The sequence below is a fragment of the Pseudomonas sp. PSPC3-2 genome (genome assembly GCF_049897085.1).
Lineage (GTDB): Bacteria > Pseudomonadota > Gammaproteobacteria > Pseudomonadales > Pseudomonadaceae > Aquipseudomonas > Aquipseudomonas paraveronii.
Genome location: NZ_JAFCVO010000007.1, coordinates 226938 through 250214, shown reverse-complemented (window position 1 = coordinate 250214; position 23277 = coordinate 226938). Strand labels below are relative to the sequence as shown.

Here is a 23277-nt window from a genome sequence, read left to right as displayed (position 1 = left end):
GCGGGCGCCGCCTTTCAGACATGGCGAACTTCGACAATCTCGTACTCGATCACGCCACCTGGCGTTTTCACAACCACCACATCCCCCTCTTCCTTGGCAATCAAGGCACGGGCCAGTGGCGAACCGACGGAGATCTTGCCGAGTTTGAAGTCAGCCTCATCCTCACCCACGATGTGGTAGACCACGCTTTCGTCAGTCTCGACGTTGGCGATTTCCACCGTGGTGCCGAAAATCACTTTGCCGGTGTGCGGGATGGTCGTGACATCGATGATCACCGCATTCTGCATACGGCCTTCGATATCACGTATCCGTGCTTCGACCATACCCTGCTGCTCGCGGGCAGCGTGGTATTCAGCGTTTTCCTTCAAGTCACCCAGTTCGCGGGCCGTGCCGATGTCCTGGCTCAGCTTTGGACGGACGACCTTGGTCAGATGGGCGTGCTCCTCTTCCAGGGCCTTGGCGCCCCGGACGGTCATTGGGTATTTGATCATGCCTTCAATCCTGCGTGTAGATCCTGCAAGCGACGCACGGTCTTTTCCGGACCGAACTTAAGCGCTTCGCAGATAGCTTCGCCAGCAGCAATGGTAGTGGTGCAGTAAATCTTGTGCTGCAAGGCATTACGACGAATGGAGTAAGAATCCGCGATCGACTGACGACCCTCGGTGGTGTTGATGATCAGGGTGACTTCGTCATTCTTGATCATATCGACCACGTGCGGACGGCCTTCCGTCACCTTGTTCACGCGACGCACTTTCAGGCCCGCCGCTTCAATCAGCTTGGCGGTCCCGGCGGTGGCCACGATCTCGAAGCCCAAGTTGATCAGATCACGGGCCACGCCTGCAACCAGTGGCTTGTCATCATCGCGCACGCTGATGAAAGCAGTACCGCCGGTCGGCAGCACTTCGCTGGCGCCCATCTGGGCCTTGGCAAAGGCCTCACCGAAGGTATCGCCCACGCCCATCACTTCACCGGTGGACTTCATCTCTGGGCCGAGGATCGGGTCCACACCAGGGAACTTGGCGAATGGGAACACCGCCTCTTTCACGCTGTAGAAGTTCGGAATGATTTCCTTGGTGAAGCCGATTTCCTTCAGAGTCTTACCGGCCATCACGCGGGCAGCGATCATGGCCAGGGACACACCGATGCACTTGGACACGAACGGCACGGTACGCGAGGCGCGCGGGTTGACTTCAATGACGTAGATATCGTCGCCTTGCAGCGCCAACTGTACGTTCATCAGGCCGACCACACCCAGTTCCAGGGCCATTTTCTTGACCTGTTCGCGCATCTCGTCCTGGATGTGCGCCGGCAGCGAGTACGGCGGGAGCGAGCACGCGGAGTCACCGGAGTGAACGCCCGCCTGTTCGATGTGCTGCATGATCGCGCCGATGACCACGTCAGTACCGTCGCACACTGCGTCCACGTCCATCTCGATGGCGCAGTTGAGGAAGTGGTCCAGCAGCACCGGGCTGTCGTTGGACACTTTCACCGCATCACGCAGGTAACGCTTGAGTTCTTCTTCTTCGTAGACGATTTCCATCGCCCGTCCGCCCAGTACGTAGGAAGGACGCACCACCAGCGGGTAGCCGATCTTGCCGGCCGCACGGAGGGCTTCGTCTTCGCTGCGCACGGTAGCGTTTGGCGGCTGACGCAGGTTCAGGCGCTCGACCATTTGCTGGAAGCGCTCACGGTCTTCGGCACGGTCGATGGCGTCCGGGCTGGTGCCGATGATCGGCACGCCAGCGGCTTCCAGGGCACGAGCCAGTTTCAGTGGGGTTTGGCCGCCGTACTGGACGATCACGCCTTTTGGCTTCTCGACGCGCACGATTTCCAGCACGTCTTCCAGGGTTACCGGCTCGAAGTACAGGCGATCGGAGGTGTCGTAGTCTGTGGATACGGTTTCCGGGTTGCAGTTGACCATGATGGTCTCGTACCCGTCTTCGCGCAGGGCGAGGGCGGCGTGTACGCAACAGTAGTCGAACTCGATGCCCTGGCCGATACGGTTCGGACCGCCACCCAGGATCATGATCTTGTCGCGACCCGACGGCGCAGCTTCGCACTCTTCCTCGTAGGTGGAGTACAGGTAAGCGGTGTCGGTGGAAAACTCGGCGGCGCAGGTGTCAACGCGCTTGTAGACCGGGAAGATATCCAGCTTGTGGCGATGGGTCCGCAGGTTTTTCTCGGTCACACCCAGCAGCTTGGCCAGGCGCTGGTCGGAGAACCCTTTGCGCTTGAGGCGGAACATCGTGTCGCGGTCGATGCTGGCCAGACCCAGGGTCTTGACCTTCTCTTCCTCCTTGATCAGATCTTCGATCTGCACCAGGAACCACGGATCAATCATGTTCATGCCGAAGATGTCTTCGACGGTCATGCCGGCGCGGAACGCGTCAGCAACGTACCAGATACGCTCGGCGCCCGGCACGGTCAGCTCGCGCTTGAGCACGCTCATGCTTTCCGGATTGCTCAGGTCGAGCTTCTCGTCCAGGCCGCAAACGCCTACTTCGAGGCCGCGCAGGGCTTTCTGCAGGGATTCCTGGAAGGTCCGGCCAATGGCCATGACCTCACCGACCGACTTCATCTGGGTGGTCAGGCGCGCGTCAGCCTTGGGGAACTTCTCGAAGGCAAACCGCGGCAGCTTGGTCACAACGTAGTCGATGGACGGCTCGAAGGACGCCGGGGTCTTGCCGCCGGTGATGTCGTTCGACAGTTCGTCCAGGGTGTAACCCACGGCCAGCTTGGCCGCGACCTTGGCGATCGGGAAACCGGTGGCTTTCGAGGCCAGGGCCGACGAACGCGACACACGCGGGTTCATCTCGATCACGACCATGCGGCCGGTGGTCGGGCAGATGCCGAACTGTACGTTGGAACCGCCCGTCTCTACGCCGATCTCGCGCAGTACCGCCAGAGAGGCGTTACGCAGGATCTGGTATTCCTTGTCAGTCAGGGTCTGTGCCGGAGCAACGGTGATCGAGTCGCCGGTGTGTACGCCCATCGGGTCGAAGTTTTCGATGGAGCAGACGATGATGCAGTTGTCCTTCTTATCGCGGACAACCTCCATCTCATATTCTTTCCAGCCGATCAGGGATTCGTCGATCAGCAGCTCTTTGGTCGGCGACAGGTCCAGGCCACGGGCGCAGATTTCTTCGAACTCTTCACGGTTGTACGCAATACCGCCACCGGTACCGCCCATGGTGAAGGACGGACGGATGATGCACGGAAAGCCCAGGGTCTCGAGGACCGCATTGGCTTCTTCCATGTTGTGGGCGATACCGGAACGCGGGCACGCCAGGCCGATGGACTTCATTGCCTTGTCGAAGCGCGAACGGTCTTCAGCCTTGTCGATGGTGTCGGCGTTTGCACCGATCATCTCCACGCCGAATTTTTCCAGGATGCCTTCGCGCTCCAGGTCCAGGGCGCAATTCAGAGCGGTTTGGCCACCCATAGTTGGCAGCAGTGCGTCCGGACGCTCTTTCTCGATGATCTTGGCAACGGTCTGCCACTTGATCGGTTCGATGTAGGTGGCGTCGGCCATGTCCGGGTCGGTCATGATGGTGGCCGGGTTGGAGTTCACCAGGATGACGCGGTAACCCTCCTCGCGCAGGGCTTTACAGGCCTGGGCGCCGGAGTAGTCGAATTCGCAGGCCTGGCCGATCACGATCGGGCCAGCGCCGAGAATCAGGATACTTTTTATGTCTGTACGTTTTGGCATGGGTTTGTCACTCAAATCCGCAGGTCAGTCGGCAAGCCGTCTTGAACAATCTTTGAAGAGCCTGCGGGGGCCACCGACATTCGGGGCCGCCCGCACGCCACTCAGTCAGCGTCGCTTGGCCATCTCATTGATGAAACGGTCGAACAGCGGCGCTACGTCGTTCGGGCCCGGGCTGGCTTCAGGGTGGCCCTGGAAGCTGAACGCGCTCTTGTCGGTGCGCTCGATGCCTTGCAGGGAACCGTCGAACAGCGACTTGTGAGTTGCACGGAGGTTGGCCGGCAAGGTCACTTCATCCACCGCGAAACCGTGGTTCTGGCTGGTGATCATCACCACACCGGTGTCCAGGTCCTGCACAGGGTGGTTGGCGCCGTGGTGGCCGTGCCCCATTTTCAGGGTCTTGGCACCGGAGGCCAGGGCGAGCAACTGGTGGCCCAGGCAGATACCGAACACCGGGATCTCGGTCTCCAGCACCGCCTTGATCGCCTTGATGGCGTAGTCGCAAGGCTCGGGGTCGCCCGGGCCGTTGGACAGGAACACACCGTCCGGCTGCAGGGCCAGGACGTCGCTGGCCGGGGTTTGCGCCGGCACGACGGTCACGCGGCAACCGCGCTCAACCAGCATGCGCAGGATGTTGTACTTGATGCCGTAGTCGTAGGCCACTACGTGGTAGGGCAGATCGGCAGCGTCGATGGTCTCGTGGCTGTCGGTCTTCAAGTCCCAGACAGTGGAGCGCCATTCGTACTTTTCCTGGGTGCTGACGACTTTCGCCAGGTCCATGCCTTTCAGGCCAGGGAAGCCTTGCGCTGCAGCGATCGCCGCCGCTTCGGAAATATTGTCACCGGCCATAATGCAGCCGTTCTGCGAGCCTTTTTCACGCAGGATGCGCGTCAGACGGCGCGTATCGATACCGGCGATCGCCACAACGTTGTTGGCTTTCAGGTAATCGGACAGCGACATCGTGCTACGCCAGTTGCTCGCAACCAGGGGCAGGTCACGAATCACCAGGCCCGCCGACCAGACACGATCAGATTCGACGTCTTCCGGTGTAGTACCGGTGTTGCCGATGTGCGGATAGGTCAGGGTAACGATCTGTTGGGCGTAGGAAGGATCGGTAAGGATTTCCTGATAGCCGGTCATGGCAGTGTTAAACACCACCTCTCCAACGGTTTGACCGTCGGCTCCAATGGCTTCGCCGCGAAAAATGCTGCCATCAGCAAGGGCGAGTATGGCTGGCTTAGTCAAGAAGACCTCCCGTAAATAAAGCCTGAAAGGGCGATCGCAGGTTGTAAAAAAGCGGAGTGACGTATGGACACGTCACCCCGCTTCTTCACTGAATTATTCTGCGCGCTTTTAGTGGACACACTAAAGCTGTAGCTTACAGAAAAAGGCTATTTTGGTCCACCGCTAATGAGCCTTAAAGGCAGGAGAATGCGACAGGACGTCGCTTAGCGGGTAAAAACGGGGCCTCAGGATAATCCCGAGACCCCATTTTAGCTACTGATTAGTGCAGATCCAACACATCGCGCATGTCATACAGACCCGGCGCACGACCGTCCAGCCACAGCGCAGCACGCACCGCACCCTTGGCGAACGTCATGCGACTGGAGGCTTTGTGCGTGATTTCCAGGCGTTCGCCTTCAGCGGCGAACAGCACGGTGTGATCGCCGACGACGTCGCCACCGCGAACAGTGGCAAAGCCAATGGTGTCACGCGCACGCGCACCGGTATGGCCTTCACGCCCGTACACCGCCACCTTCGACAAGTCTCGGCCCAGGGCATCGGCGATAGCCTCACCCATGCGCAATGCCGTTCCCGACGGCGCATCTATCTTGTGGCGATGATGGGTCTCGATGATTTCGATATCCGCCTCATCACCCAGCACGCGCGCCGCCAGGTCCAACAGCTTGAGCGAGAGGTTCACGCCCACACTGAAGTTGGCGGCAAACACGATGGGAATGTCCTTGCCCGCCTCGACCAGCAACTGCTTCTGCTCAGCACTCAAACCGGTGGTGCCAATCACCATGGCTTTGCCCGCCTTGCGGCAGAACGCCAGGTTTTTCAGCATCACGTCTGGCAGCGTAAAGTCGATCAGTACGTCGAATTCGTCCGCCACCAACTCCAGATTGCCGGACAACGACACCCCAATACGCCCCAGCGAAGCCAGCTCACCGGCATCGGCACCGATCAACGTACTGCCAGGGCGAACGATCGCCGCCGTCAGGCCGGAGGCCGGCGAGCGCTGCTGCACCGCCTCGATCAAGGTTTTCCCCATGCGCCCGGCAGCGCCCATTACGGCTATACGTCGCATACTCAATTCCTTACAGGTCGCCGAAGAAGCGCTTCACACCATCGAAGAAGCCAGTGGTTTTCGGCGAATGGGAATCGTCGCCTGCCAACGAACTGCGGAACTCTTCGAGCAGTTCACGCTGACGACGGCCCAGATTGACCGGCGTTTCCACGGTGACACGACACATCAGGTCGCCCGCACCGCCACCACGCACCGGCGCAACGCCTTTGCCACGGATACGGAACTGCTTGCCGGTCTGCGTCCCCTCAGGGATCTTGAGATTGACCCGGCCGTCCAGGGTCGGAATCTCCAGCTCGCCGCCCAGGGCCGCGTCGACAAAGCTGATCGGCACTTCGCAGAACAGGTGCTTGCCGTCACGCTGGAAGATCGAGTGCTCGCGCACATTGATCACCACGTACAGATCACCCGTCGGACCACCCTGGGTCCCCGCCTCGCCTTCGCCCGACAGGCGAATGCGGTCACCGGTATCTACGCCCGCCGGCACTTTGACCGACAGGGTTTTGTACTCTTCGACACGCCCTTCGCCGTGGCAGGAATCGCATGGGTCAGAGATGATCTTGCCTTGGCCTTGGCAACGCGGACAGGTCTGCTGCACAGAGAAGAAGCCCTGCTGCATGCGGACCTGACCGATACCGCCGCAGGTCGGGCAAGTGATTGGCGCCGAGCCTTTCTTGGCACCCGAACCGTCGCAAGGCTTGCAGTTGACCAGCGTTGGCACGCGGATATTGACGCTGGTGCCGCGCACGGCTTCTTCCAGGTTCAGCTCCAGGGTGTAGCGCAGGTCGCTGCCACGCTGGGCGCCGCCACGCTGACCACCACGGCCACCGCCGAAGAAGTCACTGAACACATCGCCGAAAATATCGGAGAAGTTCTGACCGCCAAAGCCGGCACCGCCGCCACCCATGCTCGGATCGACGCCGGCGTGACCATACTGGTCGTAGGCTGCACGCTTGTTGGGATCACACAGGCATTCGTAGGCCTCGTTGGCCTCTTTGAACATTTCTTCGGATTCTTTGTTGTCCGGATTACGGTCCGGGTGGTGCTTCATCGCCAGGCGACGGTAAGCCTTCTTCAGGTCCGCCTCGCTGGAACCGCGCTCCACACCCAATACTACGTAATAGTCACGCTTTGCCATAAGTCTTTGCACTCTTAAGGACGTTCAGCCAGACCCTCCTGAGCCTTGCCGAACTCGTTGAGCCCCAATACAGGCCCGGACCCAACTCACGTCAATTCAACGATCCTGGTCATAACTGCTTTCAGCCAGGGATCCGGCCAAAAACGCGGTGACTGTCGCCGGAAAGCAGGAGCATTCCCGATCACACCGCCAGCATCCGAGCGTTGTCGCATGCTGTAAAAATTTGCATACCCCAGACACGCCAACGCGGGAGCAAGCTCCCGCGCGGCGACATCCTACCAGTCACCGCTTGTTAGCGGTCAACCGGCCAAGCAGATTACTTCTGCTCTTTGACTTCTTCGAACTCGGCATCGACAACGTCGTCGTGCTTGGCTTCAGGCTCTGCCTGATGCGCTGCACCGTCAGCTGGCTGACCTTGTTCGGCGTACATTTTCTGAGCAACCGGTGCGGAGACTTTCGACAGTTCCTCAACCTTGGCTTCGATGGCAGCCTTGTCGTCACCTTTAATCGCGGCTTCCAGAGCAACCACAGCAGCTTCGACCGCGGTTTTTTCTTCGGCAGTCACTTTGTCGCCAGCTTCAGTGATCATTTTACGTGTCGAGTGAACCAGTGCGTCGCCCTGGTTACGAGCAGCGGCCAACTCTTCAAACTTCTTGTCCGCCTCGGCATTGGTTTCCGCATCACGAATCATCTGCTGAATTTCTTCATCAGACAGACCAGAGTTGGCCTTGATGGTGATCTTCTGCTCTTTCCCGGTCGCCTTGTCTTTGGCGCCTACGTGCAAGATGCCGTTGGCGTCGATGTCGAAGGTCACTTCGATTTGTGGCACGCCACGTGGTGCTGGCGGGATCTCGGCCAGGTCGAACTTGCCCAGGGACTTGTTCTGCGCCGCTTGCTTACGCTCACCTTGCAGGACGTGAATGGTCACGGCGCCCTGGTTGTCATCGGCAGTCGAGAACACTTGCGATTTCTTGGTAGGAATCGTGGTGTTTTTCTCGATCAGCGCGGTCATCACGCCGCCCATGGTTTCGATACCCAGGGTCAGCGGGCTGACGTCCAGCAACAATACGTCTTTCACGTCGCCAGCCAGTACCGCACCCTGGATGGCAGCACCCATGGCAACCGCTTCGTCCGGGTTCACGTCTTTACGTGCTTCTTTGCCGAAAAACTCGGTCACCAACTTCTGAACCAGTGGCATACGGGTCTGACCGCCGACCAGGATCACGTCATTGATCGCACCCACTTCAATACCCGAGTCTTTCAGTGCAATGCGGCAAGGTTCGATGGTGCGCTGAACCAAGTCTTCAACCAGCGCTTCCAGCTTGGAGCGCGAGATCTTCACGTTCAAGTGCTTAGGACCGGTAGCGTCTGCAGTGATGTACGGCAGGTTAACGTCGGTCGACTGAGCCGAGGACAGCTCGATCTTGGCTTTCTCAGAGGCCTCTTTCAGACGCTGCATCGCCAGCGGGTCACCCTTGAGGTTCATGCCGCTTTCTTTCTTGAACTCGTCGACGAGGTAGTCGATCAGACGGATATCGAAGTCTTCACCACCCAGGAAAGTGTCGCCGTTGGTGGCCAACACTTCGAACTGGTGCTCGCCATCAACTTCCGCGATTTCGATCACGGACACGTCGAAGGTACCGCCACCCAAGTCATAAACGATGACGGTGTGGTCGCCCTTAGCCTTGTCCATGCCGTAAGCCAGAGCGGCCGCAGTGGGTTCGTTGATGATACGTTTTACGTCCAGGCCCGCGATGCGGCCGGCGTCTTTGGTCGCCTGGCGCTGGCTGTCGTTGAAGTAGGCCGGAACGGTGATCACCGCCTCGGTCACTGCTTCACCGAGGTAGTCTTCGGCGGTTTTCTTCATCTTTTTCAAGATTTCAGCCGAGATTTGTGGCGGCGACATTTTCTGGCCGTTTACTTCAACCCAGGCGTCACCGTTGTCAGCCTTGGCGATTTTGTAAGGGACCATCTTGATGTCTTTCTGTACGACTTCTTCGTCGAACTTACGACCGATCAAACGCTTCACCGCGTACAGGGTGTTGTGCGGATTGGTCACAGCCTGGCGCTTGGCCGACTGACCGACGAGGATTTCACCGTCGTTGGCGTAAGCAACGATCGACGGCGTAGTACGCGCGCCTTCGGCGTTTTCAATGACTTTTGCAACGCCGTTTTCCAGCACGGAGACACAGGAGTTGGTGGTCCCCAGGTCGATACCGATAATTTTGCCCATGATTTACTCTCCCGAAACTTGAATTTGGATGCCGCAGCAGTGGTGGCTAACTGCGGTAGCACTTAAACGCTTGACTTATAGATGGGGGCCTTGCGGCGAATTTCAAGCCTGCTCATCAATCGAAGGTGAAACCGGCGCAGGCGCCTTGCTGACTACAACCATTGCCGGGCGCAGCAGGCGACCGTTGAGCTGGTATCCCTTCTGGAACACTTTCAACACGCGGTTTGGCTCATGATCATGGCTTTCCTGCATAGCCATGGCCTGGTGATGCTCAGCGTTGAACGGCTCGCCACCTTGCGGATCGACCGCCTCCAACTGATAACGCTTCAGGGTGTCCTGGAACATTTTCAGGGTCAGCTCGATACCTTCACGCATCGGGCGGATGTTTTCGTCGTCCGGGCTGGACAACTCAAGTCCGCGCTCCAGGCTGTCGATGATCGGCAACAGATCACCGGCGAATTTTTCCAGCGCGAACTTGTGGGCCTTTTCTACATCCTGCTCAGCGCGGCGGCGGACATTCTGCAGATCGGCGGCAACACGCAAAGATTGGTCCTGCGCAGCGGCCAATTGCTCTTCGAGCACTTGCACACGAGTTGCCAACTCATCACCGGCAGCCGAATTGGCGTCTGGAGTTTGCGTATCCTGCGTCTGTTCGTCAGCCATAGATTTCTCCTTTCAAAATCATGCGCGAACTCAACTCGCGCTTCTGTTCCGGTATATGGGGCCACAATTTCCAGGTTCAAGGGTGCAGGCGTTACCAAAAGTCTTTCAGCTGACCCAGATCAATTCCGACCCGTTCATTCCCCTTCGCGCTAAAAAAAACACCAGACCAAGCAAATCGAGCTAAGCGTCAGGATTGTCAGCTCGGAACAAAACACTGTATAAATAACCAGACCTAAAGCCTGGGAGCGGCCGTCATGCTCGTGCACCTGTCCGTACATAACTACGCCATCGTTGAACATCTGGATCTCGAACTGGATCGCGGGATGAGCGTAATCACAGGCGAAACCGGCGCCGGCAAGTCGATCATGCTCGACGCCCTCGGCCTGACCCTGGGAGACCGCGCCGACAGTGGCGTGGTACGCCCCGGCGCAGACAAGGCCGATATCCTGGCGACCTTCGACCTGGCGGACATCCCCGAAGCGGAAGCCTGGCTTGCCGAACGCGACCTTAATAATGAAGGGCCGTGCATCCTGCGCCGGGTCATCACCGCCGAAGGACGCTCCCGCGGCTATATCAACGGCACACCCTGCCCCCTGGGTGACTTGAAAGCCCTTGGCGAGCTGCTGATCGATATCCACAGCCAGCACGAACACCAATCCCTGCTCAAAACCGACACCCATCGCCGCCTGCTCGATGAATACGCCGGCACCACCGACCTGGCCCGCCAGGTCCAGCTAGCCGCGCAGCGCTGGCGCCAGACCCGCCTGGAACTGGAGCGCCTCTCCAATTCCGGCGACGAGCAGCGCGCACGCCATCAATTGCTCAGCTATCAACTCGAAGAGCTGGAAAGCCTCGGCCTTGGCGAAAGCGAGCTGGAACAGCTTGAGCAGGAACACAAGAACCTCACCAACGCCGAAACCCTGCTGGGTATTTGCCGCCAGGTGGTGGAGCAATGCAGCGAGAGCGATTCGGGCAATGTACTGAATGCACTGACCGTCAGCCTCAATCGGCTGTCCAGTGTGAACAATGCGTCCGGTTCGCTGAATGAAGCCACGACCTTGCTGACCAGCGCGCAAATTCAGGTAGAAGAAGCGGTAGGCGAACTGAACCGCTTCCTGGACCACTTCGACGCCGACCCGGCACGCCTGCAGGAAATAGAAGAACGCCTGGACACCATCTACACCCTGGCGCGCAAACATCGAATCCAGCCCACTGAAGTGGCAACGATGCAGCAGAAGCTGCTGGATGAAATCGAAACCCTGAACGCGAATGACGAATCCATTGAGCGCCTGAGCGACGAACTGGCTTCTTTCGCCCGCCACTATCAAGAGAAGGCCCGTGAACTGAGCGACCTGCGCCACCAAGCCGCCACAGGCCTGGCCAGCGCGGTAGAGCAGGAAATCCAGCGCCTGGGCATGCCCGGCGGCCGCTTCACCATCGAACTGCGCACCAACACCAGCAACGAACTGCAGCCCCATGGCCTGGAACAGGTAGAACTGCTGGTCAGCGCCAACCCGGGGCAGCCGCTCAAGGCGCTGGCAAAAGTCGCCTCCGGTGGTGAGCTCTCACGGATCAGCCTGGCGATTCAGGTGATCACCGCCCAGACCTCGCGGGTTCCGACACTGGTCTTTGACGAGGTGGACGTTGGCATTGGTGGCCCGACCGCAGAAATTGTCGGCCAACTGCTTCGCCGCCTGGGGGATCGCGGCCAGGTGCTGACAGTCACCCACTTGCCGCAAGTGGCCGCCCAAGGGCATCAGCATTTGTTTGTACATAAAGTACGGGGCAGCGATGCGACACGCACTGCAGTGTCCAAGCTGAATAAGTCGGAGCGTGTTGAGGAAGTGGCGCGCATGCTCGGCGGTATCGACCTGACCAAAGAGTCCCTGGCCCACGCGAAGAAAATGGTGGTGGCGGCGAAGGCCTGAGCGAACCAGCAATTTTCACGCTTATAGAAAGCACGAAGGCGACCCTGGGGTCGCCTTCAATCGTTTCGCAGAGTCAATCTGCGCCGATTTTTACTTTTTCTTACGAACGTAAAGAACCAAATTATGGTCCGCCAAGTCGTAGCCATGCTCCTCGGCAATTGCCTTCTGAAGCCGCTCGATTTCCGGGTTGGTGAATTCGATAACCTCACCACTGTCCACATCGACCATGTGGTCGTGATGACCACCGTCAGCCAATTCGAACACTGCATGACCGCCGTCGAAATTATGACGAACCACCAGCCCTGCGGCTTCAAACTGGGTCAGCACACGGTAAACCGTGGCCAGGCCAACGTCCTCATTAGACTCCATCAGCGCCTTGTAAACATCCTCGGCACTCATGTGGCGCTGCTCAGCAGAATCAAGCATTTGTAGAATTTTGACGCGTGGCAGAGTCACTTTAAGACCGGCTTTGCGTAGTTCGCTATTTTCAACCATGGTTAGCTTTCTCGCGGATGCTGCTTCGCAGCTTCTCTTAATACGGGTATGATCGGCGTTTACGTTGTCCCAGCCAAGATAGTGGAAGTCGCCCACCGATGCAAAACACCAAGCTCTTGCTAACCAGTTTCACCTTTGTGGGACTGCTCGCACTCGCCGGTTGTTCATTCCCCGGGGTTTACAAAATCGACATCCAGCAGGGCAATGTCGTCACACAGGACATGATAGACCAGTTACGCCCGGGAATGACCCGACGGCAAGTGCGGTTTATTATGGGTAACCCCCTGCTGACTGACACGTTCCATGCCGATCGCTGGGATTATCTCTATAGCATCCAGCCTGGGGGCGGTGAACGCCAACAGGAGCGTGTCGCTGTCATCTTTAATGGCAATGATCAACTGGTCAGCCTGTCCGGCGACTTCATGCCCGGCGTAAGCCGCGATGAAGCCTTACTGGGCAAGGACAACGGCACCAACGTGACTGCGCCAGCGCAGGGAGCCGAGAAGCCGAAGTCCGAAGTACCGGCCAAGCCAGGCTCATTGCTCGACAAGATCCAGAAAGACGTCGACGGCGTGCAAACCGTTCCAGTCCCGACGCCACAGCCTCTGGACACCAGCCCGCAGTAAGTGTGCGGTGTTCGATAAAAAGCCCGGCATGCCGGGCTTTTTGTTGCCTGCTGATTGGCCGGCCTATGAACGCTGTTGCTTGGCCAGCGCCGCCTTGGCCGCTCGCAGCCTGCGCACTTCTTTGGGGTCGGCCAGCAGCGGGCGGTAAATCTCAATACGATCACCTGACTGCACGGTGCGCGTATCGGGGTCCACCACCACCCTGCCGAATATCCCCAGCGGGCAATCAGCAAGGTCCACCTCAGGAAAGTGCGCCGCAATACCCGACGCCAGCACCGCTGCCCGCAGGCTCGTGCCCGATGCCACCGCGACCGCCAGCAACACCTGGCGATCCACCCCGGCATACACCACTTCAATCTCAAACATGCAGTTGCTTGGCTCGCTGACAGAACGCGTCGACCAGGGTATTGGCGGCCTGATTGAACAGAGGCCCCAACGTCGCCCGCACAATGGGCCCCGCATAATCGAAGGACAGATCCAGGCTGATCTTGCAGGCCTGCTCGGTCAACACCTTGAATACCCAGACACCATGCAACTGGGTGAACGGCCCTTCCTGCAGATTCATTTCAATGGATTTGCCCGGCACCAGGACATTGCGTGTGACAAAGTGCTGGCTGAGCCCTCCCTTGGCCACCCCGACACTGGCAACCATGTGCTCATCACTGCTTTCCAGCACCTCGGCGGTCGAGCACCACGGCAGGAATTCCGGGTAACGCGCCACGTCGTTGACCAGGTCATAAAGCGCCTGGGCCGGATAGGGCAGCAGGGCCGAACGTTGAATATGCGTCGTCATGTGAGCGTTATTTCCACAACTGAGCGGCAAACATCGAGAAAGAACAACCCGATCCGCGAGAGAAAAAAACCAAAGAACTGCCGGTATTGTCCGGGATTCGTCCAACACGCTCAAGCACACAGGTTGACCGTAGCCGACACGCTCGCAACTCCCTATAATGCCGCCCCTATGGCTAAACAAAAGAAACACCCCACAGGGACCATCGCGCAAAATAAAAAGGCGCGACACGATTACTTCATCGAACATCGGTTCGAGGCTGGTCTGGTCCTGGCCGGCTGGGAAGTAAAAAGTCTGCGAGCCAGCAAGCTGCAGCTAGTCGACAGCTATGTGCTGCTCAAGGATGGCGAGGCGTGGCTGCTTGGCAGTCATATCACCCCGCTGACCACCGCGAGCACGCACGTGATTGCCGACCCGGTGCGCACACGCAAGCTGCTGCTCAACGCCCGCGAACTGGACAAGCTCGCCGCCGCCGTACAGCAGAAAGGCTATGCCTGCATCTGCCTGTCCTGGTACTGGAGCAAGCATCTGGTCAAGTGCGAGATCGCACTGGGCAAGGGCAAGAAGGAATACGACAAGCGCGATACCGAGCGCGAGCGCGATTCCGATCGTGAGCTGCATCGCGCCGTGCGCAACAAGGGCAAGGAAGAATAATCCTGGTGACGCTGTAGCCTTGGGTGCCTCACCCTCGGCTACATGCTCTTGCGCCGCTCCGCCCGGGCCACGCGCTGAACTTCCTGACGCACCTCCTCCAACACCTCCTGCACATACAACAGATGACGCGTTGAGACTTCCCGCGCCTGCTCGGCCCGCCCCTCGATAATCGCCAGGTACAAATCCCGATGCTGACTGATCAGCATGTCGCGGGTTTCCGTGCGCTGCTGATACATGCCGCCAATATTGGTCACCACGTTCCGCTTGAGCAGGTCGAACAACCCACGAATGGTGTGCAACAGCACGGCGTTGTGGCTGGCCTCGGCAATGGCCAGGTGAAACCGCGCATCCGCAGCCCCCTCCTCCGCCCGACTGACTTTATCGTCGCGCGCGTAACAATCCTGTAGCGCTTCAAAGGCCGCCGTCAGCCGCTCACGGTCGACTTCGGTAGCGCGCAACGCTGCGTAATAAGCACAGGACGCTTCGAGGGTTTGGCGAAACTCCAGCAAATCACGCTGAGCCTCGGGATTGTTTTCCAGCAGGCGCAACAACGGATCGCTGAACGTCGAGCCCAACGACTCAGCCACATAATTGCCACCGCCCTGGCGACTGACCAGCAAACCCTTGGCCGCCAGCTTCTGAATCGCCTCACGCAGCGAGGGGCGCGACACGCCGAACTTTTCAGCCAACGCGCGCTCGGCCGGCAAGCGCTCGCCCGATTTCAGCGTGCCCTCAAGGATCATGCCCTCAAGCTGCTCGACAATATCGTCAGACAAACGGCGCTGACGCACCTGATCAAACCCCATAACACTCTCTCCACGATCCCGACCACTCGCCGGGGCCTCTATTCTGGCCTATCGCAACGCTTGCAGCACCCATCAGAACACCTTCGATTTATCCGATCAGAGCAGCCGCCCATAACTTTAAGACCAAAGTTTCGCAGGCGGCAAATTGACACACCACCGCCAAGGCTTTTACTCTAGCCAACAGCGGCTGTAAATTGGTATTACCAATTACCCAAGCCGACTAAAACGTGCCTAACCAACAACAATTAGGGGCCACCCCATATGCAAACTTGGCAACAGCTCTACAGCCCGCTCGGCAGCCTCGGCCTGTCCGCACTGGCCGCCGTTATTCCAATCGTATTTTTCTTCTTGGCTCTGGCCGTGTTTCGCCTTAAAGGCCACGTCGCTGGCAGCATCACGCTTGCGCTGTCGATCCTGGTGGCAATCTTTGCCTTCCAGATGCCGGTGGACATGGCACTGGCCGCTGCCGGCTACGGCTTTGCCTACGGCCTGTGGCCAATCGCCTGGATCATCGTCGCAGCGGTATTCCTCTACAAACTGACGGTCAAAAGCGGCCAGTTCGAGATCATCCGCAGCTCGGTGCTGTCGATTACCGACGACCAACGCCTACAGGTCTTGCTGATCGGTTTCTGCTTCGGCGCATTCCTGGAAGGTGCCGCCGGCTTCGGTGCTCCCGTGGCGATTACCGCCGCGCTGCTGGTCGGCCTGGGTTTCAACCCGCTGTACGCCGCCGGCCTGTGCCTGATTGCCAACACCGCACCTGTCGCCTTCGGCGCCCTGGGGATTCCGATCATCGTCGCCGGACAAGTGACCGGCATTGACGCGTTCAAGATCGGCGCCATGACCGGTCGCCAATTGCCACTGCTGTCGCTGTTCGTACCGTTCTGGCTGGTGTTCATGATGGACGGCCTGCGCGGCGTGCGCGAAACCTGGCCGGCCGCCTTGGTGGCAGGCCTGAGCTTTGCCGTCACCCAATACTTCACGTCCAACTTCATCGGCCCGGAACTGCCGGACATCACCTCGGCCCTGGCCAGCCTGGTTTCCTTGACCCTGTTCCTGAAAGTCTGGCAACCCAAGCGCACCGCCGGCGCACAGATTGCCGGTGCAACCTCCAACGCAACGGTCACCGCCAGCGTCGGCGGCTTCGGCCTGCCACGCAGCACTGTCGCTTCGCCCTACAGCCTGGGGCGAATCTTCAAGGCCTGGTCGCCGTTCCTGATCCTGACCGTGCTGGTGACCATCTGGACCCTCAAGCCATTCAAGGCGATGTTCGCTGCGGGCGGCTCGATGTACAGCTGGGTGTTCAACTTCGCGATCCCGCACCTGGACCAAATGGTGGTCAAGGTTGCGCCTATCGTGACCAATCAGACGGCCATCCCCGCCATATTCAAACTGGACCCGATTTCAGCGACCGGCACCGCGATCTTCTTTTCCGCGCTGATCTCGATGCTGATATTGAAGATCGACATCAAAACTGGTCTTACCACTTTGAAAGAGACCTTCTACGAACTGCGCTGGCCGATCCTGTCCATCGGCATGGTGCTGGCCTTCGCCTTCGTCACCAACTACTCGGGCATGTCCTCGACCATGGCGTTGGTCCTGGCCGGCACCGGTGCAGCCTTCCCGTTCTTCTCGCCGTTCCTCGGCTGGCTGGGGGTTTTCCTGACAGGCTCCGACACCTCGTCCAACGCCCTGTTCAGCTCGCTGCAAGCCACCACCGCCCACCAGATCGGTGTCAACGACGTCTTGCTGGTAGCGGCGAACACCAGCGGCGGCGTGACCGGCAAGATGATTTCGCCGCAATCGATCGCCGTGGCCTGCGCCGCTACCGGTCTGGTCGGCAAGGAATCCGACCTGTTCCGCTTCACCCTCAAGCACAGCCTGTTTTTCGCCACCATCGTCGGGCTGATCACGCTGGCCCAGGCCTACTGGTTCACCGGCATGCTCGTGCATTGAAACCACAGGCAATCAAGCAATAACCGACGCCGAACAGCGATTTCGGCGTCAGCTTTCCACAACCCATCTGCCGGGCCGCTGAACACGCTGCTGCCCTGACGGACGGACAACCGGGACTACCCGGAGAACGCGCCTGATGAGCGAGCTTTTTTACAACGCCGTGCCGAATGCCACCCGTGTCGCGCCGCCCCTGGCCCAGCCACGTGAATACCCCCACGAAAAACCGCAGAAGGTCTACCTGTTCGGCACCTGCGTGGTGGACCTGTTCTATCCCGAAGCCGGCATGGACGCGATCCACCTGCTGGAGCGCGAAGGGATCTGCGTGGACTATCCCCAAGGGCAAAGCTGCTGCGGGCAACCGGCCTACACCTCGGGTTATACCGACCAGGCCCGACAAGTGGCGCGCGCGCAACTGGCGTTGTTCGCCGGCGACTACCCAGTGGTGGTGCCGTCCGGTTCCTGTGCCGGCATGTTACGCGAGCACTACGCCGACCTTTTCAAGGACGAACCCGACACCCTCAAACAAGTGCAGGCCCTCGCGGCCCGTACTTATGAGTTGGCGGAGTTCCTGTTGTTCGTGTGCAAGGTGCAACTCAACGACAGCGGGGCGCCGGTCAAAGTCGCCCTGCACACTTCATGCTCCGCGCGCAGGGAAATGAATACCCACCTCCACGGCCGCGAATTGCTGGCCCAACTGCGCAATGTCGAACGCGTCGACCACAGCCACGAAAGCGAATGCTGTGGCTTTGGTGGAACGTTCAGCGTGCGCATGCCGGACATTTCCGGCGCAATGGTGGCCGACAAGACCCGAGCCTTGCAGGAATCCGGCGCCCATCAAGTGCTGAGCGCTGATTGCGGCTGCTTGATGAACATCAATGGCGCCCTGGAGAAACAGCAAGCCGCCTTACGCGGCCAACACCTGGCCAGCTTTCTCTGGCAACGCACCGGGGGTGAGCGATGAACGCCGCTGCGCTGATTCCGACCGTCGATGTGTCGGAAGACTTCCGCACCCGCGCCCACCAGGCGCTGGGCGACACGCAACTGCGAAACAACTTTCGCAACGCGATGGATTCCCTGATGAGCAAACGGGCGGCGTCTTTCAGCGACGCCCACGAACGCGAACACCTGCGCGCCCTCGGTAACGCGGTGCGCGCCCGAGCCCTGTCGAAGCTGCCCGACCTGCTCGAACAACTGGAAGCCAACCTGACCCGTAACGGCGTGACCGTGCATTGGGCCGAAACGGTTGAAGAGGCCAATGCGATCGTCTTGTCGATCATCCGCCGGCGTGCAGCCACGCAGGTGATCAAAGGCAAATCCATGGTCAGCGAAGAGATGGAGATGAACCACGTACTTGCCACCCAAGGCATCGAATGCCTTGAGTCGGACATGGGAGAGTTTATTGTTCAACTCGACCACGAGAAGCCATCCCACATCATCATGCCGGCGATCCACAAGAACGCCAGCCAGGTCGCGTCGCTGTTCCACGAAAAACTCGGCGTGGAGTACACCAAGGATGTCGACCAGTTGATTCAGATTGGTCGCCGTGTGCTGCGGGAAAAGTTCTTCGAAGCAGATATCGGCGTCTCCGGCGTCAACTTCGCCGTGGCCGAAACCGGCACGCTGCTGCTGGTGGAAAACGAAGGTAACGGGCGTATGTCGACCACGGTGCCACCGGTGCATATCGCCGTGACCGGCATCGAGAAGGTCGTGGAAAACCTGCGTGACGTAGTGCCGTTGCTGTCGCTGCTGACCCGCTCCGCGCTCGGTCAGCCGATCACCACCTACGTCAATATGATCTCCGGCCCGCGCAAGCCCGCTGAGCTCGACGGCCCAGAAGAAGTCCACCTGATATTGCTGGACAATGGGCGCAGCCAGGCGTTTGCCGACAGTGAACTGCGCCAGACGCTCAACTGCATTCGCTGTGGCGCCTGTATGAATCATTGCCCGGTGTATACCCGAATCGGCGGCCATGCCTACGGAGAGGTGTACCCCGGCCCGATCGGAAAAATCATCACGCCGCATATGGTCGGCCTGGCGAAAGTGCCGGACCACCCCAGTGCGTCTTCGTTGTGCGGTGCCTGTGGAGAAGTGTGCCCGGTAAAAATCCCGATCCCGGCCTTGCTGCGCCGTCTGCGGGAAGAGAACGTAAAAGCGCCGGATAGCCCACACCCCGTGATGCGCGGTCAAGGCAGCAAGTATTCGCGCCAGGAGCGGTTTGTCTGGAACGCCTGGGCCAAGCTCCACAGCTCACCGACGCTATACCGCGTGTTCACATTCGCCGCCACGCGCCTGCGCGCCCTCGTACCGAGCAATGTCGGGCCATGGACGCAAAACCATAGCGCGCCTAAACCCGCCGCCCGTTCGCTGCATGACCTGGCACGCGAGCATTTGGCCAAACAGGGAGCGCGTTGATGAGCGCCAAGCAAAATATCCTCGGCAAATTGCGCCACAGCCTGACGGGCACAACACCGGTGCCCGACAACTTCGATGAGACTCTGGTCACACAGATCTACACCTATCCGCCAGAGCAGCGCATCGCACAATTGCGCAAGCTGATGGAAGCGGTGCATACCGAGATCCACCTGACCCGCAGCGCCGAATGGCCGGCCTTGCTCGCGCAACTGCTGCAAAAGCGCGAACTGCCCAGCCTGCTCATCGCGCCGACAACCGAGCACGGTCGGCGCATCACCGAACACTGGTCGAACAACCCGCAATTGCCACGGCTCAAAGCCTATGACCGCCCAGTGGAAGAATGGAAAGCCGAGCTGTTTAATGACACACCGGCCAGCCTGACCACCACCCTCGGCGCCATCGCCGCCACCGGTAGCCTGATTCTGTGGCCCTCGCGGGAAGAACCGCGCCTGATGAGCCTGGTGCCACCGGTACATTTTGCACTGCTCAAGGCCAGTGAGATTTACGACAACTTTTATCAGGTCCAGCAGCAATTCGCCTGGGCCCAAGGCATGCCCACCAATGCCCTGCTGGTGTCCGGCCCGTCGAAGACGGCTGACATCGAACAAGTTCTGGCTTATGGCGCCCACGGTCCGAAGGACCTGGTGGTGCTGATCCTGGAGGACCAATGAGTCTGCCTGCCGCTTTCCTTGCTGACGTCACACTGCTGATCCCGAAAAGTCGTCGCTTCGACGACCCACTTTCCACCTTGGCATTTGGCACAGACGCCAGTTTTTACCGACTGATCCCACAGTTGGTGATCCGCGTCGAGTCGGAAGACGAAGTCGTGGCGCTGCTGCAACTGGCCCAGCGCGATCATGTTCCGGTGACCTTCCGCGCAGCAGGCACCAGCTTGTCCGGGCAAGCCATCAGCGATTCAGTGCTGATCGTACTGGGGGACAACTGGAACGGCCGCGAAATTCGCGGGCAAGGCACGCAGATCCGCCTGCAACCCGGCGTGATCGGCGCCCAGGCCAACGCCTGGCTGGCCCCCTTCGGGCGCAAGATCGGGCCGGATCCGGCGTCGATCAACGCCTGCAAAATCGGCGGCATCGTCGCCAACAATGCCAGCGGAATGTGCTGCGGTACGGCGCAAAACACCTACCACACCCTCGCTGGGATTCGCCTGGTACTGGCCGACGGCAGCCGCCTGGACACCGAAGATGCCGCCAGCGTCGCGGCATTTCGTCAGCAGCACAGCACGCTGCTTGAGCGCTTGGCCACACTCGGCCAAGAGACGCGGGCAAACGCTGAACTGGCCGCCAAAATCCGCCACAAATACCGCCTGAAAAATACCACCGGCCTGTCACTCAACGCCCTGGTGGATTTCGATGAGCCGCTGGATATTCTCAGCCACCTGCTGGTGGGCTCCGAAGGCACCCTGGGTTTTATCAGTGCCGTGACCTACGACACCGTCATCGACCACCCGAACAAAGCCTCGGCGCTGATCGTATTCCCCGATGTCGAGACCTGCTGCAATGCGGTAACCGTCCTGAAAACCCAACCGGTCTCAGCCGTTGAGCTGCTCGACCGACGCAGCATGCGTTCGGTGCAGGACAAGCCCGGCATGCCGGCCTTCGTACAACATCTATCGGAAAATGCCTGCGCGCTGCTGATCGAATCCCGCGCCGCATCGCCCTCTTTGCTCCACGAGCAACTGGCGCTGATCATGGCGTCCCTGGCGGCGTTTCCGGTGGAAAAACAGGTCGACTTCACCGAAGACCCCGTGGAAAACGCCCGCCTGTGGGCGATCCGCAAAGATACCTTCCCCGCCGTCGGCGCCGTGCGCAAAACCGGCACCACGGTGATCATCGAAGACGTAACCTTCCCGGTCGAACAACTGGCCATCGGCGTTAACCGCTTGATCGAGCTGTTCGACAAACATCACTACGACGAAGCCATCCTTTTCGGACACGCCCTGGAAGGCAATCTGCACTTTGTGTTCACCCAAGGCTTCAACAGCAGCGAAGAAGTCGCACGCTACCAAGCGTTCATGGACGACGTCGCGCAACTGGTGGCGGTGGAGTTTGGCGGCTCGCTGAAAGCCGAACATGGCACCGGCCGCAACATGGCGCCGTTCGTCGAGCTGGAATGGGGCAGCGACGCCTACCAACTGATGTGGCAACTCAAACGCCTGCTCGACCCCAACGGTATTCTCAACCCGGACGTGGTGCTCAGCGAAGACCCGCAGATCCACCTTAAACACCTCAAGCCGCTGCCCGCCGCCGACGAGCTTGTGGATAAGTGCATCGAGTGCGGGTTCTGCGAGCCGGTGTGCCCGTCGAAAGGCCTGACCTTGAGCCCGCGCCAGCGCATCGTGATCTGGCGCGATATCCAGGCGAAAAAACGCGCCGGCATCGACACGACTGAACTGGAAACGGCCTACCGCTACCAGGGCATCGACACCTGCGCCGCCACCGGGCTATGTGCCCAGCGCTGCCCTGTGGGAATTAACACCGGCGACCTGGTGAAAAAACTCCGGGCCCGCGACGCCGACCATACGAAAACCGCCGAATGGCTTGCCACCCACTTCGCCACTGCGCTGCAAGGCGCACGCTTTACCCTGCACGTCGCCAACGGTGCACGCATGCTGTTGGGCGCGCCGCGCCTGGCTAAGTTGTCGGCCACAGTGACCAAGCTGTCCAAGGGACAAATCCCACAATGGACCAACGCTATGCCGCAGCCGGAAAAAGCCATTCGCTTCAGCCCGGCGGTGACCGATGAGCGACCACGCGTGGTCTACCTCGCGGCGTGCGTCTCACGCGCCATGGGGCCGGCGGCTGGCGATAAAGAGCAGATGTCGCTGTACGACAAAACCCGTGGCCTGCTGGAAAAAGCCGGCTACCAAGTCGTCTTCCCCGACAACCAGGACAACCTGTGCTGCGGCCAGCCCTTTGCCTCCAAGGGCTACGCCGAACAGGCCGAACACAAGCGCCAGGAACTGATCGGCGCCTTGCTCCACGCCAGCCGTGGCGGCCTCGACCCGATCTACTGCGACACCAGCCCCTGCACCCTGCGCCTGGTGCAAGACCTGGGCGAAACACGCCTGGACCTCTACGACCCGGTTCGGTTTATCCGCACGCACCTGATGGACCGCCTCGACTTCACGCCGCAGGAGGCACCGATCGCCGTACACGTCACCTGCAGCACCCAGCACCTTGGGGAAAGCCAGGCATTGATCGACCTGGCCCGCCGCTGCTCCAAAAACGTGGTGATTCCGGAAGGCATTCATTGCTGCGGCTTTGCCGGCGACAAAGGCTTTACCACACCGGAGCTCAACGCCCACTCCCTGCGCTCGCTCAAGGACGCCGTGCAATATTGCAGCGAAGGCATCTCCACCAGCCGCACCTGCGAGATCGGCCTGAGCCAGCATGGCGGCATCGATTACCACGGGTTGGTGTACCTCGTGGACCGCGTGACCCAGCCGAGGGCACATTAAAACCCGCAAAAAACAGAACCCCTGCGCACCGGCGCAGTCATCTGCATAGGCCTCGGCGATCGAGGCTCATCAGTGATGTCGCTG

At 59.8% G+C, this 23277-nt stretch carries 19 protein-coding genes; 8 read left to right on the top strand and 11 right to left on the bottom strand.

Features of this window, described 5'->3' with window-relative positions; translation table 11 throughout:
- Positions 1 to 14: 14 nt before the first annotated feature.
- From greA to grpE, 7 genes are all read right to left on the bottom strand, one after another.
- A complete protein-coding gene (gene greA / locus ACP7CJ_RS14280; protein ID WP_017847415.1) occupies positions 15 to 491 on the bottom strand; it encodes a transcription elongation factor GreA in 477 nt (158 codons plus the stop codon).
- Positions 488 to 3709 carry a carbamoyl-phosphate synthase large subunit gene (gene carB, locus ACP7CJ_RS14275; protein WP_276194930.1) on the bottom strand — a complete coding sequence of 1074 codons (3222 nt, stop codon included), beginning with the start codon at positions 3707 to 3709 and terminating at the stop codon, positions 488 to 490. Before carB ends, greA begins: the two co-directional genes overlap by 4 nt.
- Positions 3710 to 3814: 105 nt before the next feature.
- Positions 3815 to 4951 carry a glutamine-hydrolyzing carbamoyl-phosphate synthase small subunit gene (carA, locus tag ACP7CJ_RS14270; RefSeq protein ID WP_276194931.1) on the bottom strand — a complete coding sequence of 379 codons (1137 nt, stop codon included), beginning with the start codon at positions 4949 to 4951 and terminating at the stop codon, positions 3815 to 3817.
- Positions 4952 to 5210: 259 nt separating this feature from the next.
- Complete coding sequence (gene dapB, locus ACP7CJ_RS14265) at positions 5211 to 6017, bottom strand: 4-hydroxy-tetrahydrodipicolinate reductase (protein ID WP_253399179.1); 807 nt, start codon at positions 6015 to 6017, stop codon at positions 5211 to 5213.
- 10 nt (positions 6018 to 6027) lie between these two features.
- Positions 6028 to 7152, bottom strand: coding sequence for a molecular chaperone DnaJ (dnaJ, locus tag ACP7CJ_RS14260; protein WP_247395678.1), 1125 nt, complete (start codon positions 7150 to 7152; stop codon positions 6028 to 6030).
- Between the two features lie 316 nt (positions 7153 to 7468).
- The gene (dnaK, locus tag ACP7CJ_RS14255) at positions 7469 to 9385 is read right to left on the bottom strand and encodes a molecular chaperone DnaK (protein ID WP_247395676.1); all 1917 of its coding nucleotides are present in this window, start codon (positions 9383 to 9385) and stop codon (positions 7469 to 7471) included.
- Positions 9386 to 9487: 102 nt separating this feature from the next.
- A complete protein-coding gene (gene grpE, locus ACP7CJ_RS14250; protein WP_247395674.1) occupies positions 9488 to 10048 on the bottom strand; it encodes a nucleotide exchange factor GrpE in 561 nt (186 codons plus the stop codon).
- A gap of 254 nt (positions 10049 to 10302) precedes the next feature.
- Between grpE and recN the strand changes: the two genes are divergently transcribed.
- The gene (gene recN / locus ACP7CJ_RS14245) at positions 10303 to 11976 is read left to right on the top strand and encodes a DNA repair protein RecN (protein WP_276194932.1); all 1674 of its coding nucleotides are present in this window, start codon (positions 10303 to 10305) and stop codon (positions 11974 to 11976) included.
- 90 nt (positions 11977 to 12066) lie between these two features.
- Here recN and fur read toward each other — a convergent pair whose 3' ends face one another.
- On the bottom strand, positions 12067 to 12471 hold the full coding sequence (fur, locus tag ACP7CJ_RS14240; RefSeq protein ID WP_247395699.1) for a ferric iron uptake transcriptional regulator: 405 nt from the start codon (positions 12469 to 12471) through the stop codon (positions 12067 to 12069).
- Positions 12472 to 12569: 98 nt separating this feature from the next.
- Here fur and ACP7CJ_RS14235 point away from each other — a divergent pair, with 98 nt between their 5' ends.
- Positions 12570 to 13097, top strand: coding sequence for an outer membrane protein assembly factor BamE (locus ACP7CJ_RS14235; RefSeq protein ID WP_247395671.1), 528 nt, complete (start codon positions 12570 to 12572; stop codon positions 13095 to 13097).
- A 63-nt stretch (positions 13098 to 13160) separates the two neighbouring features.
- Here the strand turns inward: ACP7CJ_RS14235 and ACP7CJ_RS14230 are convergent, their stop codons facing one another.
- Both ACP7CJ_RS14230 and ACP7CJ_RS14225 read right to left on the bottom strand, forming a co-directional pair.
- Positions 13161 to 13463: an RnfH family protein gene (locus tag ACP7CJ_RS14230; protein ID WP_276194934.1), complete on the bottom strand. Its 303-nt coding sequence runs from the start codon at positions 13461 to 13463 to the stop codon at positions 13161 to 13163.
- The gene (locus tag ACP7CJ_RS14225) at positions 13456 to 13890 is read right to left on the bottom strand and encodes a type II toxin-antitoxin system RatA family toxin (RefSeq protein ID WP_276194935.1); all 435 of its coding nucleotides are present in this window, start codon (positions 13888 to 13890) and stop codon (positions 13456 to 13458) included. The genes ACP7CJ_RS14230 and ACP7CJ_RS14225 overlap by 8 nt, the downstream gene beginning before the upstream one ends.
- 168 nt (positions 13891 to 14058) lie before the next feature.
- On the opposite strand from ACP7CJ_RS14225, the gene smpB reads away from it, so the two are divergent.
- On the top strand, positions 14059 to 14541 hold the full coding sequence (gene smpB / locus ACP7CJ_RS14220) for an SsrA-binding protein SmpB (protein ID WP_048724498.1): 483 nt from the start codon (positions 14059 to 14061) through the stop codon (positions 14539 to 14541).
- 38 nt (positions 14542 to 14579) lie between these two features.
- On the opposite strand, the gene ACP7CJ_RS14215 is transcribed toward smpB, so the two are convergent.
- Entirely contained in the window at positions 14580 to 15347 is a 768-nt protein-coding gene (locus ACP7CJ_RS14215) for an FCD domain-containing protein (RefSeq protein ID WP_276194936.1), read from the bottom strand.
- Positions 15348 to 15608: 261 nt separating this feature from the next.
- On the opposite strand from ACP7CJ_RS14215, the gene ACP7CJ_RS14210 reads away from it, so the two are divergent.
- The 5 genes from ACP7CJ_RS14210 (at position 15609) to ACP7CJ_RS14190 (ending at position 23193) form a co-directional block, all read left to right on the top strand.
- Positions 15609 to 17303: a lactate permease LctP family transporter gene (locus ACP7CJ_RS14210; RefSeq protein WP_426100632.1), complete on the top strand. Its 1695-nt coding sequence runs from the start codon at positions 15609 to 15611 to the stop codon at positions 17301 to 17303.
- Positions 17304 to 17439: 136 nt separating this feature from the next.
- A complete protein-coding gene (locus ACP7CJ_RS14205; RefSeq protein ID WP_426100630.1) occupies positions 17440 to 18264 on the top strand; it encodes a (Fe-S)-binding protein in 825 nt (274 codons plus the stop codon).
- Entirely contained in the window at positions 18261 to 19715 is a 1455-nt protein-coding gene (locus tag ACP7CJ_RS14200; RefSeq protein WP_426100628.1) for a LutB/LldF family L-lactate oxidation iron-sulfur protein, read from the top strand. Before ACP7CJ_RS14205 ends, ACP7CJ_RS14200 begins: the two co-directional genes overlap by 4 nt.
- Complete coding sequence (locus ACP7CJ_RS14195; RefSeq protein WP_276194940.1) at positions 19715 to 20386, top strand: LutC/YkgG family protein; 672 nt, start codon at positions 19715 to 19717, stop codon at positions 20384 to 20386. The genes ACP7CJ_RS14200 and ACP7CJ_RS14195 overlap by 1 nt, the downstream gene beginning before the upstream one ends.
- Positions 20383 to 23193 carry an FAD-binding and (Fe-S)-binding domain-containing protein gene (locus ACP7CJ_RS14190; RefSeq protein WP_247395662.1) on the top strand — a complete coding sequence of 937 codons (2811 nt, stop codon included), beginning with the start codon at positions 20383 to 20385 and terminating at the stop codon, positions 23191 to 23193. Before ACP7CJ_RS14195 ends, ACP7CJ_RS14190 begins: the two co-directional genes overlap by 4 nt.
- Positions 23194 to 23277 lie beyond the last annotated feature (84 nt).

What these genes read in the sequence shown, in the direction of transcription:
- greA (WP_017847415.1), bottom strand. Translation starts at nt 491, where the DNA reads ATGATCAAATACCCAATGACCGTCCGGGGCGCCAAGGCCCTGGAAGAG.
- carB (WP_276194930.1), bottom strand. Translation starts at nt 3,709, where the DNA reads ATGCCAAAACGTACAGACATAAAAAGTATCCTGATTCTCGGCGCTGGC.
- dapB (WP_253399179.1), bottom strand. Translation starts at nt 6,017, where the DNA reads ATGCGACGTATAGCCGTAATGGGCGCTGCCGGGCGCATGGGGAAAACC.
- dnaJ (WP_247395678.1), bottom strand. Translation starts at nt 7,152, where the DNA reads ATGGCAAAGCGTGACTATTACGTAGTATTGGGTGTGGAGCGCGGTTCC.
- dnaK (WP_247395676.1), bottom strand. Translation starts at nt 9,385, where the DNA reads ATGGGCAAAATTATCGGTATCGACCTGGGGACCACCAACTCCTGTGTC.
- grpE (WP_247395674.1), bottom strand. Translation starts at nt 10,048, where the DNA reads ATGGCTGACGAACAGACGCAGGATACGCAAACTCCAGACGCCAATTCG.
- recN (WP_276194932.1), top strand. Translation starts at nt 10,303, where the DNA reads ATGCTCGTGCACCTGTCCGTACATAACTACGCCATCGTTGAACATCTG.
- fur (WP_247395699.1), bottom strand. Translation starts at nt 12,471, where the DNA reads ATGGTTGAAAATAGCGAACTACGCAAAGCCGGTCTTAAAGTGACTCTG.
- ACP7CJ_RS14235 (WP_247395671.1), top strand. Translation starts at nt 12,570, where the DNA reads ATGCAAAACACCAAGCTCTTGCTAACCAGTTTCACCTTTGTGGGACTG.
- ACP7CJ_RS14230 (WP_276194934.1), bottom strand. Translation starts at nt 13,463, where the DNA reads ATGTTTGAGATTGAAGTGGTGTATGCCGGGGTGGATCGCCAGGTGTTG.
- ACP7CJ_RS14225 (WP_276194935.1), bottom strand. Translation starts at nt 13,890, where the DNA reads ATGACGACGCATATTCAACGTTCGGCCCTGCTGCCCTATCCGGCCCAG.
- smpB (WP_048724498.1), top strand. Translation starts at nt 14,059, where the DNA reads ATGGCTAAACAAAAGAAACACCCCACAGGGACCATCGCGCAAAATAAA.
- ACP7CJ_RS14215 (WP_276194936.1), bottom strand. Translation starts at nt 15,347, where the DNA reads ATGGGGTTTGATCAGGTGCGTCAGCGCCGTTTGTCTGACGATATTGTC.
- ACP7CJ_RS14210 (WP_426100632.1), top strand. Translation starts at nt 15,609, where the DNA reads ATGCAAACTTGGCAACAGCTCTACAGCCCGCTCGGCAGCCTCGGCCTG.
- ACP7CJ_RS14205 (WP_426100630.1), top strand. Translation starts at nt 17,440, where the DNA reads ATGAGCGAGCTTTTTTACAACGCCGTGCCGAATGCCACCCGTGTCGCG.
- ACP7CJ_RS14200 (WP_426100628.1), top strand. Translation starts at nt 18,261, where the DNA reads ATGAACGCCGCTGCGCTGATTCCGACCGTCGATGTGTCGGAAGACTTC.
- ACP7CJ_RS14195 (WP_276194940.1), top strand. Translation starts at nt 19,715, where the DNA reads ATGAGCGCCAAGCAAAATATCCTCGGCAAATTGCGCCACAGCCTGACG.
- ACP7CJ_RS14190 (WP_247395662.1), top strand. Translation starts at nt 20,383, where the DNA reads ATGAGTCTGCCTGCCGCTTTCCTTGCTGACGTCACACTGCTGATCCCG.